The organism is Pseudoalteromonas sp. L23 (assembly GCF_021728455.1).
Lineage (GTDB): Bacteria > Pseudomonadota > Gammaproteobacteria > Enterobacterales > Alteromonadaceae > Pseudoalteromonas.
Map to the genome: position 1 here is coordinate 472,229 of NZ_JAKKCW010000001.1, position 14,427 is coordinate 486,655.

General features: G+C 44.4%; 15 protein-coding genes. All 15 read left to right on the forward strand.

Annotation, left to right across the window (positions count from 1 at the left end):
* The first annotated feature begins 69 nt into the window (after positions 1-69).
* The 15 genes from leuS (at position 70) to lipA (ending at position 14,410) form a co-directional block, all read left to right on the forward strand.
* Positions 70-2,658 (forward strand): leucine--tRNA ligase, encoded by a 2,589-nt coding sequence (leuS, locus tag L3V43_RS02170; protein WP_235366560.1) that lies wholly within the window; start codon positions 70-72, stop codon positions 2,656-2,658.
* Positions 2,642-3,154, forward strand: coding sequence for an LPS assembly lipoprotein LptE (lptE, locus tag L3V43_RS02175; protein ID WP_102057329.1), 513 nt, complete (start codon positions 2,642-2,644; stop codon positions 3,152-3,154). Before leuS ends, lptE begins: the two co-directional genes overlap by 17 nt.
* Positions 3,154-4,197: a DNA polymerase III subunit delta gene (holA, locus tag L3V43_RS02180; protein WP_235366559.1), complete on the forward strand. Its 1,044-nt coding sequence runs from the start codon at positions 3,154-3,156 to the stop codon at positions 4,195-4,197. The genes lptE and holA overlap by 1 nt, the downstream gene beginning before the upstream one ends.
* The gene (nadD, locus tag L3V43_RS02185; RefSeq protein ID WP_235366558.1) at positions 4,194-4,829 is read left to right on the forward strand and encodes a nicotinate-nucleotide adenylyltransferase; all 636 of its coding nucleotides are present in this window, start codon (positions 4,194-4,196) and stop codon (positions 4,827-4,829) included. The genes holA and nadD overlap by 4 nt, the downstream gene beginning before the upstream one ends.
* Before the next feature lie 52 nt (positions 4,830-4,881).
* A complete protein-coding gene (gene rsfS, locus L3V43_RS02190; RefSeq protein ID WP_010372036.1) occupies positions 4,882-5,199 on the forward strand; it encodes a ribosome silencing factor in 318 nt (105 codons plus the stop codon).
* A 1-nt stretch (position 5,200) separates the two neighbouring features.
* Positions 5,201-5,671, forward strand: a complete 471-nt coding sequence (gene rlmH, locus L3V43_RS02195; protein ID WP_010372039.1) for a 23S rRNA (pseudouridine(1915)-N(3))-methyltransferase RlmH — start codon at positions 5,201-5,203, stop codon at positions 5,669-5,671.
* Positions 5,672-5,673: 2 nt separating this feature from the next.
* The gene (gene mrdA, locus L3V43_RS02200; RefSeq protein ID WP_235366557.1) at positions 5,674-7,542 is read left to right on the forward strand and encodes a penicillin-binding protein 2; all 1,869 of its coding nucleotides are present in this window, start codon (positions 5,674-5,676) and stop codon (positions 7,540-7,542) included.
* Positions 7,539-8,645, forward strand: coding sequence for a rod shape-determining protein RodA (gene rodA, locus L3V43_RS02205; RefSeq protein ID WP_102057333.1), 1,107 nt, complete (start codon positions 7,539-7,541; stop codon positions 8,643-8,645). The genes mrdA and rodA overlap by 4 nt, the downstream gene beginning before the upstream one ends.
* On the forward strand, positions 8,645-9,418 hold the full coding sequence (locus L3V43_RS02210) for a septal ring lytic transglycosylase RlpA family protein (protein WP_237115797.1): 774 nt from the start codon (positions 8,645-8,647) through the stop codon (positions 9,416-9,418). The genes rodA and L3V43_RS02210 overlap by 1 nt, the downstream gene beginning before the upstream one ends.
* Before the next feature lie 41 nt (positions 9,419-9,459).
* Entirely contained in the window at positions 9,460-10,623 is a 1,164-nt protein-coding gene (locus tag L3V43_RS02215; protein ID WP_102057334.1) for a serine hydrolase, read from the forward strand.
* A gap of 419 nt (positions 10,624-11,042) precedes the next feature.
* Complete coding sequence (locus L3V43_RS02220) at positions 11,043-11,624, forward strand: hypothetical protein (RefSeq protein ID WP_102057335.1); 582 nt, start codon at positions 11,043-11,045, stop codon at positions 11,622-11,624.
* Between the two features lie 158 nt (positions 11,625-11,782).
* Positions 11,783-12,331, forward strand: coding sequence for a hypothetical protein (locus tag L3V43_RS02225; RefSeq protein WP_237115796.1), 549 nt, complete (start codon positions 11,783-11,785; stop codon positions 12,329-12,331).
* 166 nt (positions 12,332-12,497) lie between these two features.
* Positions 12,498-12,776 (forward strand): DUF493 family protein YbeD, encoded by a 279-nt coding sequence (ybeD, locus tag L3V43_RS02230; protein WP_010606146.1) that lies wholly within the window; start codon positions 12,498-12,500, stop codon positions 12,774-12,776.
* Positions 12,777-12,794: 18 nt separating this feature from the next.
* Positions 12,795-13,448 carry a lipoyl(octanoyl) transferase LipB gene (lipB, locus tag L3V43_RS02235; protein WP_235366554.1) on the forward strand — a complete coding sequence of 218 codons (654 nt, stop codon included), beginning with the start codon at positions 12,795-12,797 and terminating at the stop codon, positions 13,446-13,448.
* The gene (gene lipA / locus L3V43_RS02240; RefSeq protein ID WP_010606145.1) at positions 13,445-14,410 is read left to right on the forward strand and encodes a lipoyl synthase; all 966 of its coding nucleotides are present in this window, start codon (positions 13,445-13,447) and stop codon (positions 14,408-14,410) included. The genes lipB and lipA overlap by 4 nt, the downstream gene beginning before the upstream one ends.
* Positions 14,411-14,427 lie beyond the last annotated feature (17 nt).

Genomic DNA, 14,427 nt, shown 5'->3' on the forward strand with positions numbered 1-14,427 from the left:
TTGCTGGCCAATTTCGGGTATGCTATCGAGCAATTTTCTATTAATTTTGCCAGATGTTTGGAAACCTAGATGCAAGAGCAATATAACCCGCAAGATATCGAAGCCAAAGTACAGTCGTACTGGGAAGAAAACAATACCTTCAAAGTTGTCGAAGACGAAAGTAAAGAGAAGTACTACTGTCTCTCAATGTTCCCATACCCAAGTGGTCGCCTCCACATGGGTCACGTACGTAACTACACCATTGGTGATGTGGTTTCTCGTTTCCAACGCCTACAAGGCAAAAACGTTATGCAACCTATGGGTTGGGATGCGTTTGGTCTTCCAGCTGAAAACGCGGCAATTAAAAATAATACCGCACCGGCGAAATGGACCTACGAAAATATCGACTACATGCGCAACCAGCTTAAGTTACTTGGTTTTGGTTACGACTGGGATCGTGAAATCGCGACTTGTCACCCTGAATATTATAAGTGGGAACAGTGGTTCTTCACTAAGCTTTACGAAAAAGGCTTAGTATACAAAAAGATGTCAACGGTAAACTGGGATCCAGTTGACCAAACGGTACTGGCAAATGAACAGGTAATCGACGGCCGTGGTTGGCGCTCTGGTGCCATTGTCGAGCAAAAAGAAATTCCACAATGGTTCATTAAGATCACCGATTATGCACAAGAGTTGCTGGATGACTTAGACAAGCTTGACCACTGGCCTGAGCAAGTTAAAACCATGCAGCGTAACTGGATTGGTCGCTCAGAAGGCGTTGAAATCGACTTTAAACGTGCCGACAACGACGAAAGCTTCACCGTATACACCACCCGCCCTGATACCTTTATGGGCGTGACTTATGTGGCAGTTGCGGCAGGTCATCCGATCGCTCAAGAAGCGGCGAAAAACAGCGAAGCGATCTCTCGCTTTGTTGAAGAGTGCAAGAACACCAAAGTTGCCGAAGCAGATATGGCAACAATGGAGAAAAAAGGCATCGCAACTGGCTTTACGGCTATCCACCCACTCACAGGACAAGAGGTGCCAATTTGGGTAGCTAACTTTGTACTGATGGATTACGGCTCAGGTGCCGTGATGGCAGTACCGGGTCACGACCAACGTGATTATGAGTTTGCAACCGCTTATGGTCTTGAGATCAAACAAGTTATTCAGCCTCTAGCCGGCGCAGAAGTAGAAGCCAATCTGGCTGAAGCGGCATTTACCGAAAAAGGTACGCTTATCAACTCTGGCGAGTTCGATGGCCTAGACTTTGAAGGTGCATTTAACGCCATCGCGACTAAATTAGAATCACTTGGCGTAGGTAAACGCAAAGTAAACTTCCGTCTTCGCGATTGGGGTGTGAGCCGCCAGCGTTATTGGGGTTCGCCAATCCCAATGTTGAACAAAGAAGATGGTTCTGAGCTTGCGGCACCTGAAGACATGCTCCCTGTTCGTCTACCTGAAGACGTAATCATGAATGGAGTAACTTCACCGATTAAAGCAGATCCAGAATGGGCAAAAGCAACAATAAATGGTGAAGCGGTATTCCACGAAACCGATACATTCGACACCTTTATGGAATCATCTTGGTACTATGCACGTTACTGTAGCCCACGCTACGATGAAGGTATGCTTGAACCAGGTGCTGCAAACTACTGGCTACCAGTAAACCAATATATTGGTGGTATTGAGCACGCTATCTTGCACTTGTTGTACTCGCGCTTCTTCCACAAGTTGCTACGTGATTTCGGTTTAGTGAATTCTGATGAGCCATTTGAGCGTCTACTATGTCAAGGCATGGTACTTGCGGATACTTACTACCGCAAAGACGAGAAAGGCGGCGATATTTGGATCGCACCAACTGACGTATTAACTGAGACTGACGACAAAGGCCGCATCACTAAAGCGTGGCATAAAGAAGACGGCGAGCCGGTATTCTCTGCAGGCATGAGCAAAATGTCTAAGTCGAAGAACAATGGTATTGACCCGCAAACGGTTATCAAGCAATACGGCGCTGACACAGTTCGCTTATTCATGATGTTTACGGCTCCACCAGAACAAACGCTTGAATGGTCTGACTCAGGCGTTGAAGGTGCGCACCGTTTCCTTCGTCGTATTTGGAAATACGCAGTTGACGTAAAGCAAGCTGGTACTGCCGAGCTTGATTTAAGCAAACTAAATGCAGCGCAAAAGACGCTACGTCGCGACATCCACAAAGCCATTGCAAAGGTGACAGACGATATCGAACGTCGTCAAACGTTCAACACGGCAATTGCGGCGGTGATGGAGCTTTCAAATAAGCTTATCAAAGCGCCACTGAGCGATGAGCAAGACATTGCACTAGCAAACGAAGCGCTAGAAGCCATGGTGATCATGCTTGCGCCTATCACACCGCACATGTGTCACGAGCTATGGGCTGAGCTTGGCAAAGCTGGCGATATTCTTGATGCGGCATGGCCTATTGTCGACCAAAGCGCACTAGTTGAAGATGAAAAGCTTATCGTTGTACAAGTCAATGGCAAGCTGCGCTCTAAAATCACCGTGGCGGCAGATGCAACGCAAGAACAAGTTGAAGCGATTGCATTTAGCGAAGAAAACGTCACTAAATTTACTGACGGCAAGACCATCCGTAAGGTGATCTATGTTCCTGGTAAACTACTTAATGTGGTTGCAAACTAAGATGCATAGCCTATTTTGGCACACCAGCAAGCTAGCAGTTTTGCTAGCTTGCTTCTTCGTGGCGAGCTGCGGTTTTCACCTCAAGCAAGCCTCTTACCTTCCTGACGATCTAAAAGAAATCACCTTAAGCGGTGACGACAAGCGTTCAGCCCTGTTTGAACAGCTACAGTCTGATCTTCAGCGCGCTCAGGTATCCCTTACACCAAAAAATACCAAACAAGCTGCTGAATTGTACTTGTACAATGACTCACTTGAACGTCAAACACTCAGTTTGTTCAAAAATGGTCAGGTTGCTCAGTATGAACTGGCGTATCGCGTGTCGTACCGATTGAGTCGTCCGGGCCAAGAACCCGTTAAACAAATGTTCGAGCTGTATCGTAACTATCAGGACGACCCAGACAACGCGCTAGCAAAGGCAAAAGAGCTTGAGCTGATCCTAACCGAGATGCGCCGTCTTGCAAGCCAACGTATTATTCGAGAGTTGTCGCAACTGTAATGCGTTGTTATGCCAATCAACTCTCCAATTACCTAAGTAAAGGGCTTGCCCCTTTTTATCTGGTCTTTGGTGAAGAACCCTTTCAGCAAGGCGAATGTGTACTTGCCATACGAACCGCAGCCAAGCAGCAAGGCTTTGACGAAGTCATTAAATTTGCTCTACTTCCGGGATTTGACTGGCAAGAGCTCAGTGCACAGTACAACAGTATGTCTTTGTTCAGTGCGCGTACGCTCATCGAGTTCGACTTTAACGAGCAAAAAGTTCCTACCCAAGGTGTTGCGGTTTTAAAGTCTTTGGCCGAACAGGTCAATCCAGATGTCGTTGTTATTTTTAAAGGGCTGGGCGCGGGTCAAGACATTCAACGAACCGCTTGGTTCAAAGCATTAGAGCCTAAAGGCCTGTTCGTCCCTTGCTATGCGTTAACGGGCCGTCATCTTGAGCGCTGGTTTGATGATGAATGTAAGCGGCTGAAGCTGTCTGTGTCACCACAAGGCAAGCGCGCCCTCCTCGTCGCCACAGAAGGCAACTTGCTTGCAACGCATCAGGAGCTCGAAAAGCTCTCCTTACTATTTGGTAAAAACCCGGTTGATGAACAGCAATTGCTGAGCGGCTTATTAAATCAATCTAAGTTCGATATTTTTGATTTAAATACCGGATTGCTAAGTGGCAACCCTAAACAAATCATCAAAGTATTGAATAAGCTCGCCAGCGATAATGTAGAGCCCGCGAGTATTCTCTGGACCTTGCAAAACCAAGCACGCACCCTGCTGGGTGTTAAAACCTTGTGGCAAACCGGCACTACGCTTGCGGATGCCTATAAAAAGCATAATGTCTGGAAAAATCAGCAAACCATCACGCAGCAAGCGTTAGACAGATTAACGCTAGAGCAGATGAAACAGTTGCTCTGTATGATGGCGGACTTTGATACCGCATATAAAGAAGCAAGGCTCACTGCGCCATATCAAGCTCTAGCACACATCGCGCTAGCCTTTGCTACATCTATAGCAATGCCGTTACCAATTAGCCAGGGTGAGCATGTATGATTGCTTTGTTTGGTGGTACTTTCGATCCTCCGCATTTGGGCCATTTAAATATGGCGATGCGCTGCGTCGACGAGCTAAATCTGGCTGAGTTAAAATTTTTACCTTGTGCCATACCGGTTCATAAACAAAAGCCCAGCATCAGTGACGAGCATCGCCTAGCGATGCTTGCTAATTTGCTATCAGGGCAACAAAAACTGGTTATTGATAAACGTGAGCTTGACCGACAAGGACCCTCTTACAGCCTGCTAACACTGCAAGAGCTGCGTAACGAATATCAGGATCAGCCGATTTTATTTTTAATGGGTATGGACTCGTTTAATAGCCTGCACACTTGGTATCAATGGCAAGAAATTACAAAGCTGTGTCATCTGGTAGTGTATCAACGCCCAAAAGAACATTGCTCACCAGATGCTAAAGTCTCGGCTTATTTAGCCAAAGCACGCACAGATAGCTCAAATAGACTCCAAACCACCAAGGCTGGACACTGCTATTTCCTTCACGGTGAGCAAAAAGACATTGCATCGAGTACAATAAGAGCTGCAATTGCACAGCATGACAAAGAATATTTGGAACATTGGCTGCCCGCTTCTGTCATAGATTATATAAATAGCCATGGCTTGTATGCTGATTAACCCCATAAAGCATGTTAAAATCGCCGATTATTTGAAATACAGAGACAAAAACTTGGATTCACAACAGTTATTAGATTTCGCGCTAGACAAAGTAGATGATATGAAAGCGCGTGATATTGTAAAGCTCGACGTTCGCGAAACTTCTTCAATCACCGATTACTTAGTGATCTGTACAGGCACCTCAAAACGCCATGTACAATCGATTGCCGATCATGTCGCAAAAGAAGCACGTCATGCTGGAGAAACACCAATTGGCCAAGAAGGTCAAGACGTTGGTGAGTGGGTATTGGTTGATTTGGGTGACGTTGTTGTTCACGTAATGCAAGACCAAACCCGTGATTTTTATGACCTAGAAAAGCTGTGGGGCTAATGTGAAGATCCAACTCATTGCAGTAGGTACCAAAATGCCGAAGTGGGTTGAAACTGGCTTCACCGAATATCAAAGACGCTTTCCCAAAGATATGCCACTGGAGTTAATTGAAATTAGCGCTGGCAAACGGGGGAAAAACGCAGATATTAAACGCATTTTGCAACAAGAAGGTGAAAAAACCTTAGCCGCTATTCCAAAAGGCAATCGGATCGTAACCTTAGAAGTGACTGGCAAGCCATGGGATACACACCAACTTGCGAGCAATATGGAAAAGTGGCAGCTGGACGGTCGCGATGTTAGCTTACTGATTGGCGGCCCTGAAGGGCTTGCACCAGAATGTATTGCTGCGGCTGAACAAAAATGGTCATTATCAAACTTAACCCTACCCCATCCTTTGGTGCGTATAGTGGTTGCCGAGAGCTTGTATCGTGGCTGGAGTTTAAATAATAATCATCCTTACCACAGAGAATAATAATGATAAAAAAACGGCCGACGATTAGGGATCATTCTGCCGAGGCTAACCTCTTCGCGAGACGGGCCTTTGTCGGCTTTGTTTTTGTCGTTATTATTGTTGGGATCTTGTTTCACAACGTCTACAAGCTTCAGGTGACTGAGCACGAGACCTATCGTACCCGCTCTAACGATAACCGTATAAAAGTCATTCCGGTCGCCCCTAATCGTGGTCTGATTTACGACCGCAATGGTGTCTTGCTCGCCGAAAACCGCCCCGTTTACAACCTTGAAGTGATCCCAGAAGATGTCGAAGATCTCGAAGCATCATTAGCTTCTGTACGTCAACTCATCGAAATTTCTGAGCAAGAAGTAGAAGATTTCAAAAAGGAAATCAAGCATAACCGCCGCTTCAAAAGTCAAGTACTAAAGGGCCGCTTGAATGAAGAAGAAGTTGCAATTTTGTCGGTGAACCAACACCGCCTGCCTGGCTTTAGCGTTGAAGCTCGATTGTCCCGTTATTATCCTTATGGCGATACCCTCACTCATGCCCTTGGCTATGTCGCAAAGCTCAACAAAGAGGAACTCTTTGACTTAGAACTAGAAGGCAAAGACACTAACTATCGTGCCACCCATGATATCGGTAAACTCGGTGTCGAGAAGTTTTATGAAGAACAGCTGCACGGCATTGTGGGCTCTCGCCGCGTCGAGGTGAATAATCGCGGCCGTATCATTCGCACATTAAGCATGGAAACGCCGCAACCAGGTAAAGACTTGGTACTAACGCTTGATATCGGCTTGCAACAAATCGTCCAGCATGTGCTAAAAGACACCCGAGGCGCGATCATCGTTATGGATCCACGCGATGGTGGAATTTTAGCGCTCTATTCTAACCCAAGTTACGACCCGAATCTGTTCGTTCACGGGATCAGCGGCAAAGACTACCGAGCCTTGCTCAACCCAGACAGACCGCTTATCAACCGTGCAACTCAAGGCCGTTATGCACCAGCTTCCACAGTGAAACCCCATCTTGCTGTGCTTGCGCTGGAAGAAGGTGTTGTCACCGAAACAACCAAAATTTGGGATCCTGGCTTTTTTCAAATTCCCAATGTAAAACATAAATGGCGTGACTGGCGTCCTTGGGGCCATGAGCATGTTGATGTGTATAAGGCTATTGAGCAGTCTTGCGACACGTACTTTTATGAAGCCGCATATAAACTCGGCATAACTAAAATTAGCGACTTTATGAACCAGTTTGGCTTTGGTGAGCTTTCGGGTATCGATATTCATGAAGAAACCTCCGCCATTTTGCCATCCGTTGAATGGAAAAGAGAACGTTTTAAAGAGTCGTGGTACCCGGGAGATACGATTTCTGTTGGGATAGGACAAGGCTACTGGACTGCCACTCCAATGCAAATTGCGAACTCACTGAGCATTTTGGTCAATAAAGGTATACACCGCCAGCCGCACTTAGTACAAATTTCTAAGCAAGACACTGAAGTAGAACAACTATTTACGGAAGAAAAACCACCCGTTGTGTTGAAAAACCCTTATCACTGGGATATTGCATTAAAAGCCATGCACAACACAGTAAAAATAGGTACAGCGAAAAGCGCATTTAAGGGCGTGACCTATGACCACGCAGGTAAAACAGGCACCGCACAAGTTGTCAGCATTGCTCAGGGCGAAAGGTACGATGCCAAAAAGCTAAAAGAAAAACACAGAGACAATGGTATCTACGTAGGTTTTGCACCTTTTGATGACCCTCAAATTGTTATCACTGTGGTTGTCGAAAACCAAGGTGGTGGTAGTGCTATCGCAGCGCCAATGGCAAGACAAGTGATGGATTATTACTTTTCAGCCTACCCGCTTGAGAAGGAGCAACAGCAATGAGCCCGCTGAATAAGCCGCGTTCGCTATTTGAAAAAGTCCATATCGACCTACCATTATTTACAGCCTTGCTCACTATGATGATTGGTAGCCTTGCGATTGTTTATAGTGCTAGTGGACAAGATATGGGCATGATGATGCGCCACGGCACACGCATGTTTGGTGCATTAGTTGCCATGTTATTTATGGCACAATTCTCTCCAAATACACTTAAGCGTGTGGCAATTCCCGTTTACCTCTTAGGTCTTGGCATGCTCGTCGCAGTGCTGTTTTTTGGAGTCAGTAGTAAAGGGGCTCAGCGCTGGCTCGACTTAGGTGTTACCCGCTTTCAACCTTCTGAAATAATGAAGCTAGCAGTGCCCATGACGGTCGCTTGGTTTATTGGCCGCTCTCACTTACCTCCTAGTATTTTGAATTTAACAATCGGTTTTGTGATTGTGTTAGTACCGACCATCCTGATCAAAGAGCAACCCGACTTGGGTACTTCTATCTTAATCGCCAGCTCTGGTATTTTTGCGCTCTTTTTAGCTGGGTTAAGTTGGCGTTTAATCGGCTCTGGTTTATTACTTGCGGTCCCCGGTGGCTATGCGTTTTGGCATTACGGAATGCATGCCTATCAAAAGCAACGTGTTCTGACCTTTTTAGATCCAGAAAGCGACCCGCTGGGCTCTGGTTACCATATTATCCAATCGAAAATTGCGATAGGCTCCGGTGGCGTGGAGGGCAAAGGTTGGCTACATGGAACACAATCTCAATTAGAGTTTTTACCCGAACGCCATACCGACTTTATCTTCTCGGTGTTGAGCGAAGAGTTTGGCTTGTTGGGTGTCACCATTTTACTCAGCTTGTATCTTTTTATAATTGGTCGCGGATTGTATATCGCAGTGCAAGCACAAGACGCTTTCAGTAAGCTGCTTGCAGGAGCACTGACGTTGACCTTCTTCGTCTATGTCTTTGTAAATATCGGAATGGTTTCTGGTCTCTTGCCAGTAGTCGGTGTACCTCTGCCCCTAATTAGCTATGGTGGCACATCGATGGTGACCTTAATGGCCGGTTTTGGCATTATTATGGCAATCGCAACAGATAAGAGGATGTTGTTAAAATAATGACAGTTCGTATTACCCTAATTTCAAAACTGGTTTTAGTATTTGCCCTGTTAAGCGTGCTCAGCGCTTGTGGAAGTCGCTATCATATTCGCCATGATAAAGCGCCACTGCGCGAACCTACCGAACTGGAAATGCAAGATGCCATTGTCACCAATGAGAAAAAGAGCGTGAGTGCCAATCGCCCCTACACTGTTCTTGGTAAACGTTACACACCAATCTCAGACGAACATGGGTATCAACAACAAGGCATTGCCTCGTGGTACGGCCGTAAATTCCATGGCTACCACACCTCCAATGGTGAAGTTTTTAATATGTTCGATATGACAGCGGCGCATAAAACGCTGCCACTCCCTAGCTTTGCTAAAGTAACAAACTTAGACAACGGACGCTCTGCCATCGTTAGAATTAACGACCGAGGTCCATTCCACGACGATAGATTAATCGACCTGTCTTACGCTGCCGCCTACAAGCTAGGCTATCACCTTCAGGGTACAGCGCGCGTTAAGGTCGAAGCCATTACTCTATCGCGCGAGTCTCCAAGGCTAACCTATGTACAAGTTGCTGCTGGCAGTAAACTTGAGAACATACAGTTATTAGCAGGTCAGTTAAAACAAGAATTGGGGTTAGGTACACCCATCACGTTTGAAAACAACCTGTACAAGCTTAGAGTCGGCCCAATTACCGACGACAATCAAGCACAATCTTTACTAAAAACCTTACAACAAGGTCAATTTAGTCGTGCTTTCTTGCTTTACAGTGAGCAGGAACTTTAGAATAACCGCAATGAATGCCGATAAACAAAAAAGCGAGCATAATGACTTCTATCAAACCAAAAATCGTTAAAAAAGTCCTTGGACTGGTGTGCACTTTCTCTATTATGAGTGCCAGTGCACAAATTATTCCTTCACCGCCGCAGATCAATGCGAAAGGCTATTTCCTTGTAGATTTCACAACAGGAAAGGTGATTGCAGAGGGTGAAGCCGATACTAAGCTAGCGCCTGCAAGTTTAACCAAAATGATGACCAGTTATGTTATTGGTACTGAAATCGCGGCAGGTAACATTAGTCCATCTGATCAGGTCACCATTAGTGAAAAAGCATGGGCTAAGAATTTTCCCGGTTCGTCGGTGATGTTTATCGAAGTCGGTAAGCAGGTCAGTGTCGATGACTTAAACCACGGGATCATTATTCAATCTGGCAATGATGCTTGTGTTGCAATGGCCGAGCACATTGCTGGTAGCGAAAGTGCGTTTGCCGATCTGATGAATGCACATGCTGAAAAGCTAGGCATGACGAATAGTCACTTTATCAATAGCCATGGCCTAGACACCGATGAGCATTACACCACTCCAAGAGACATGGCGACTCTAGGTGCCGCACTTATTCGTGATGTACCTGACGAATACGCTTTATACAAGAAAAAGTCTTTTTCATACAATGGTATAAAGCAATATAACCGTAACTCACTACTTTGGGATGCAAGCCTTGAAGTGGACGGCATTAAAACCGGCCACACCTCAGATGCCGGCTACAGCCTTGTTACTTCAGCGGTTAAAGATGATATGCGTCTTGTTGCAGTCGTCATGGGTACTGAGAGTGAGCGAGCACGTAAAGTTGAAAGCAAAAAGTTGCTTAACTACGGCTTCCGTTTCTTTGAAACCATTACTCCTTACCAAGCCGGTGACGCTTTTGCCGATCAGCGCGTATGGATGGGTAACAAAGAAACCGTATCGCTTGGCATTATGGAAGACACGCCAATCACTATTCCACGTGGTCAAAGCAAGAACTTAAAGGCTAACTTTGAGTTAGATAAAACACTCGAAGCGCCGCTAGCAAAAGGTACTAAAGTTGGTACTTTGTTCTTACAGCTTGAAGGTGAAGACGTAGCACAATACCCGCTGGTTACGCTTGAAGAGATCCAAGAAGGTGGATTCTTTAGCAAGATCTACGACTACCTACGTTTACAGATCTCGCAGTAATTCCTTATCTGATAGGCCAGCCGAGACAAACTGGTTGGCTTATCTTTCCTATAAAGCTTATTTATTTCCCTTCACTTTCCTGACATTCATACTTTCTAATCTAAGACCCCTTTTCAACATACCACACGGCTGAAAACTCCCTTTAAGTTTACAATTTAAAAACAATTTGTGATAATCAATTTCGGGTACAAACTCGAATTATAAATAAAAGGATATTTAAGTGATGATGGCGACAATCGCGGTAATAATGATGAAGTGTAGAAACTCCTTTTGACTGTGGAAATAATGACAGCGGTCCCAGTAGCTCTTCGGAGATTTTTGTTCAGCAGAGTATCCTGACTTGTACCAGTGATGACTGTTATGAATGAGAAGAAGTAGAGAGATGTTAATCTAAGAGGTGATTCACAAAAGGCTTTCCTATGAACTACATAGATCATATATACCTAAAACCAGGCTTACCAGTAGCCAAGTTGACTATTGCAGTATTACTGCTTTTCTCTGCTATTTTATACAAGTCAAGCCTGCTTTTATATATTGGTTTTTATATGGCGCTAATTGTACCTGCTTGGGATTTATTATCCGTAGTGGCAAAAGAACAAGGAGCTTGTGCAAAAGTTACGCTCATAACTTACTGTAAACAGCACTGGATACAGTTGCTACTTATGCTAGCGTTTGCTTGTATAGGTATTGCCGGGCTGCACCTTGAATACCTACTACTTACACTTTTTAATATTGCATTCGCTATGTTATTAGCAGCCCATGTTATAAGAATTGTGTATAAAATAAGAAAGATGTCCGCTATTGACGCGATAAAGGAGAGGTTAAAAACCAAGTCGAGGTTTATCCTTTCTGTTAACCTGGTACTCATTGTTGTTATGTGCACCACACCTTTTCTATCTATACCCGTAGGAGCGTTGGCTGCTAATTATATGGTTATTTTTAGCTGCTACATGCAGTACTTAAACCATATCATTAGTGAGGATATTTTTGAAACTGATTAAACTAGTTTAGAGTTCTCGCACTAGCCTATTTAGATAAACAGCGCAAATATCGAATGTAATCATCTTTTCTTTATAAGGTTTCAACCTCTGACAAGCATTAAATTAATTTATATAAAACAAAACAATAGAATCAAATGGAAAAATAAAAGGATAAATTAATGACTTTCATTGAACAAATAAAGTCCACTCCATTTTATATCTACATTAGCACAATAGCTTATCTTGCCTGCCTTGCGTTAAGCTACCATTTAAAGATGCCAGAACTTTCATATATTGGATTTTATTTAATACTCTATTCCATGCTCTATGAGTTAAATTCTTTAATAAAAAATAGCGATACTAGCTTAGAATCAAGTCACAACTTTGGACACTTGAGATATTTATTTGCTTTCGTAGTAATATTGCTTGGTCTTATTGCTTTTCCACTTCGCCCTGTGTTCGTTACAGTAATCAATTTTATGGTGATTGCCGCTATCATCTATCAATTAATACTCGTTTTAAATACTAAGCTCGTACAATCTAAAGAAAATATTATTAATAGTTTTAAACGAAAAAAAACAGGAATTTTACTGCTACTATTCGTAATTACGGTATTGCAATTTTTCTTTGATGATCTAACCTTTGCTAACAATAGTCACTTTTTTCTTCTCATTCTCTCCTCAGAAGTTTTCGATGATTGTAAGGGTTTAATCTCTAACACTCACTAAGCTCTATACGGCTTAGCAAAAACGTCCTGCGTATGGACGTTTTTTTTTGTCTTAAAAATGATAGAATGCGGCCAATAAATGACGACCTTGGAAACTCAAGGCTTGAAAGAGTCCCTAAGTGACCAAATAAAGGCGTCAGCAAGTAGTTCGTTGTGAGGATACCGTCGTGGTAAAACCAGTTAAAAATACTAAGTTTGATGAATACTTAGAATTTCCTTGCCCATTTACATTCAAAATTATGGGCCTAGCAAATGTCAATTTGACGGATCAGATCCTAGCCAAACTGCAGGTTATTGCACCTGGTGATTATGCACCAAAGGTTAAACCAAGCAGTAAGGGCACCTATGAAGCCGTATCTCTAGTCGTTACAGTAACCAGCAAAGAGCATATCGAGCAGATTTATACCGAGATCGGTGGCATCGAAGACGTCCGCTACATCCTGTAGTTGGTAAGGACCCTAGTTATGGAATCTCGTAAGTTAATTGTGCGCCAACTTGGCCTTTGTCGTTACGAGCCAATTTGGCACAAAATGCAATCTTTTACCGACGAGCGTGATGACACCACAGCGGATGAAATCTGGCTGGTAGAACATGAGCCTGTTTTTACACAAGGTCAAGCTGGTAAAGAAGAGCATGTTTTGGCGCCAGGTGACATTCCCGTCGTAAAAGTGGATCGCGGCGGTCAAGTTACCTATCACGGTCCTGGGCAACAAATGCTTTATGTGCTGCTCAACTTACGACGATTGAAAATAGGGGTACGTGAGCTCGTCACTTGGCTAGAAGAAAGCATAATCGACTCCCTTAAAGAATATGGGATAAAGGCTTACGCTAAAGCCGATGCACCAGGTGTATACGTAAACGATAGCAAGATAGCATCTCTTGGACTTAGAGTCCGTCGTGGCTGCTCATTTCATGGGCTCGCACTCAACGTCAATATGGATCTTGGTCCATTTTTACGAATAAACCCTTGTGGTTACGCGGGCATGAATATGGTGCAAAGTAGCGAAATTAATGGACCTCAAACCGTCGCTGATGCGGGGGCCGGTCTGGTAAAACACATGCTAAAACGCATTAATGCTGAGCATGTCGAATACACTGAAGGGTTTGAAAACGTATGAGTAAACCAGTCAAAATGGAGCCTGGGGTAAAGCTCCGCGATGCTGAAAAAATGGCATTGATCCCAGTAAAAGTCATGCCAACAGAACGCGAAGAAATGCTGAGAAAGCCTGAGTGGTTAAAGATCCGTTTGCCAAAATCAAGTGAACGTATCGATGGCATTAAACAAGCAATGCGTAAGCACGGCTTACACTCTGTTTGTGAAGAGGCGTCATGCCCTAACCTTTCTGAGTGCTTTAATCACGGTACAGCAACCTTTATGATTTTAGGTGCAATTTGTACTCGCCGCTGTCCATTCTGCGATGTGGCTCATGGTCGTCCACTAAAACCTGACGCCCAAGAGCCTGAAAAGCTAGCGCTCACTATCAAAGACATGAAGTTAAGCTACGTTGTTATTACCTCTGTTGACCGTGATGATTTACGCGACGGTGGTGCACAACATTTTGCTGACTGTATTCGTGAGATCCGTAAGCATAACCCAGGTATTACAATCGAAATTCTTGTGCCTGATTTCCGCGGCCGTATGGACAGAGCACTTGAAATTTTGAGTGAAACACCACCGGATGTATTCAACCACAACCTTGAAACTGCACCGAGACTTTACAAGCTAGCGCGTCCAGGTGCCGACTATAAGTGGTCACTCGAATTGCTACGCCGTTTTAAAGAAGCGCATCCAGAGGTAAGAACTAAGTCTGGCTTAATGGTTGGACTGGGCGAAGAAATCTCTGAAATTGAAGAAGTCTTAAGAGACTTGCGCGAGCATAACGTAGATATGCTTACAGTAGGCCAATACCTACAACCTTCAAAGCACCACTTACCGGTAAAGCGCTACGTGCCACCGGCAGAGTTTGATGGACTAAAAGAGTATGCCGACGAAATAGGCTTTAGCCACGCAGCTTGCGGACCATTTGTACGCTCTAGCTACCATGCAGATCAGCAAGCCGCCGGTAAAGAAGTAAAATAACTGCTGCTCCTGAACTT